The organism is Vibrio sp. 10N.222.52.C3 (genome assembly GCF_041474195.1).
GTDB classification, from domain to species: Bacteria; Pseudomonadota; Gammaproteobacteria; order Enterobacterales; family Vibrionaceae; genus Vibrio; species Vibrio crassostreae_C.
In genome coordinates, this window is record NZ_JBFRTQ010000176.1 from 1 (window position 1) to 2,740 (window position 2,740).

At 43.5% G+C, this 2,740-nt stretch carries 3 protein-coding genes; all 3 read left to right on the forward strand.

Annotated features, from left to right (window positions below; all coding sequences use genetic code 11):
• Nucleotides 1-393, forward strand: a 393-nt coding sequence (locus AB4517_RS21275; RefSeq protein WP_372149846.1) for a hypothetical protein, incomplete at its 5' end; no start/stop codon positions are given.
• Between the two features lie 182 nt (nt 394-575).
• On the forward strand, nt 576-782 hold the full coding sequence (locus AB4517_RS21280) for an antitoxin Xre/MbcA/ParS toxin-binding domain-containing protein (protein WP_065103943.1): 207 nt from the start codon (nt 576-578) through the stop codon (nt 780-782).
• Between the two features lie 237 nt (nt 783-1,019).
• The coding region (locus AB4517_RS21285) for a phospholipase effector Tle1 domain-containing protein (protein WP_372149847.1) at nt 1,020-2,740 on the forward strand (1,721 nt) is incomplete at its 3' end.

Genomic DNA, 2,740 nt, shown 5'->3' on the forward strand with positions numbered 1-2,740 from the left:
ATATCAGTTGACCACTACAATACTTCTTCTGAAGCAAAGAAACACTACAAAAGCATATCTTACGAAACTCTGTTGGCAAGTTGGTTGCTACAAGACGGCTGGGAAGTTTTTATGCCCATGATCGATCATGGAATGAAGACTGATGTACTGGTTTCTGATGGGAATAAGTTCTATCGAATTCAAGTGAAATCGGTAGAGTGCTTTGATGAAAACACCGTTGTTACTGACCAATGGCAGAATACACAGATTGATTATGTAATATATTTCTCAAGATGTTCAAATTGGGGATATATTGCGCCGCCTTTTAAGGGAAAGAGGAAGGTTAATCACCCCGAGCATATAAGATTTCACCAACACTCCAAGAACTTCTTAAAAGCTTTCGGGCGAGCTTAGTAAACTCTATTCAGGGTGAAAACCGTGAAGAGCTTTGTTGGCACTATTGTGCTGACTCGTCTCTGCCCCATTTTTGTTGAGCTCATTACTATCTATAAGTTAGCTAATCATTATTTGACCAACTTTTTCTAATGTAGGTATGGTGTATAAGACTTATCACATAAATTTAGGTGGAGTTTAAGGTGAATAAAGAAACCAAAAAGAATTTTGATAAAGTATTTCAGACTGCGTTAGCACTGTTTGGTAGTGAAGACGCTGCTAATCACTGGCTCAAGCACCCAGCTCGAGGGCTTGGCAACAAACGACCAATTGATATGCTTTCGACAGCCGAAGACACCAAGGCTGTACTCAATTTGATCGGCCGTTTAGAGCATGGAGTGTTTTCGTGACCTTTGTTGCACAATTTGCCTAAAGTACTTCTGCCACATCCATTCTTTCAGAAAATAACCAATCACTCAATTAGCACATCATTTAACTTTTTTCTAACAGGTTCATCAGTTGATACTGACTCTCTGGTAATTCAGTCATAATGACAGGGAAGAACGGCACACGCACACCATATTATTCAGTAAAATAAGATTATTTATTCGCCAGTAATTAGTCGGACTTGTACAGGAATAAGTGGCATGAGTATATCGGATATAAAAGTAGTAGAGTTTCATCAAAAGCAAGGTGGCCAGTCTGTTGCTGCCGATGAGTTAACAAGCTACTTGATTGACAGTGGTTCAATATCTAAATTTCATGATACGCTGCCTGACGATCTGAGACGAATACTTGCTCCTTTTGTGGGACAAAGCCGAAATGCTTACCTCAATGCATTAAAGTCCCGATTAAAATCAGAAAGGTGGGTGGCAGTAAAAGCGTCATCTTCAGTGTCCGCTTCTTCTTATAAAAGTGCGTACTACCCTCCTGTGCATCAAGAGCCTAAACTCGCAAGCGTCCAAACCACCGTCAGCCATACGGAAGAAGACCAAAGACCAGATCTTGAGTACGCTTTTGAGATCTCTTGCTCCCAGTCGTCTTTTAAAGAGCATGTTGGGTGGGACATGGCGTTAGCTAAAACGAGTACTTCACCGATACATTCCCGTTGGAGCGAGCAAGAAAACGAGCACAGCATTCAATTGGTGGCCAACATAAAAGAGGGTGCGCCAAGGACGCTTGCATTGTCATCGAGAGGTTCTTCAGTACCCCTATCAATCTCTGACGTCTTAGCCAAGCCTAAAGGGACAAATTCGCTCAATGAAGCTTTCCTCGTCGTGATGCCGGCTGTACAGTTTGGTGAACGACTAGGGCTTGCCACTCAAGGGTATTATTACCATTTTAGTGAAGGCAAGCTCGTTCAAGAGTACAAAATTATCGGTAATGGTAATTGTCGGTTCTGCCTGACCTATTCGGATGAACTCACTCTTAGCGATGAGCTTCGTCCTACCGCTTGGCAAAGTGCGATACCGATTCAATGGCGTATCGATAATCAGGTATTGGACAACCAGCACTTACTCTATCTACCTCGTAAGTTGACACAAGATGAGTTTTCTACGGTGAATCCAGCGTGGCTCAATGAGCAAGGACTTTCGTTGAATATTTCAGAACTTGTTGATGCTGGACAGGGCAAGGAAACTCCTAACGAACGGTATCATGCCCCTCTGGATTGCCATTACTCACACCCTGGCCGTTTATTACATGGGACAGAGATTGTCGCCATCAATAGTCCCAGTCTCGTTGCCAAAGGTATTCCGGTCGTGAATCTTCGCCCCGAAAAACTCTTTCGTATCGGCGTGTTTTTTGATGGCACGGGGGCCAACGATAAGAATGACGCTTACAAAGAGCTGCGTGGAAATAAGTCTCGCAGTAATGTGGCGCGTTTGTTTGCGGCTTATCCTCAAATTCAAGGTGAATCAGCAAAAATATATATATCGGGAGTAGGCACCGTCGACATTGAAGACGACAGTCAGCGCCCCTCCATCATCGATGCAGCAAAAGATGAAACCGGTCCAGAGCAGGCGCTAGGGGTGAGTGCACAACAGGCGTTTGATGGAGACCTTGCTGATGCTATTGCGGGCATTAGTGGTAAAATCTTGCTCAACTATGTGGATGGTGAAAATGGAGCCTTTTACAAATGGCAAAGTTTGCTTAGTCAGTTTCAGCGCACTATCGATGAATTGGATCAATCGGGCTCTTATAATGACATCACTCATATCGTTTTTGATGTCTTCGGCTTTAGTCGAGGTGCTGCTTTGTCTCGTCACTTTGTTAATACCCTGTATCAAGGTTTACCTGATTACCATCGACCTGTCACGGGCAAGCAAGCAGATGTCACGATTTACCCTCATCTACTGGGTAATGAAAG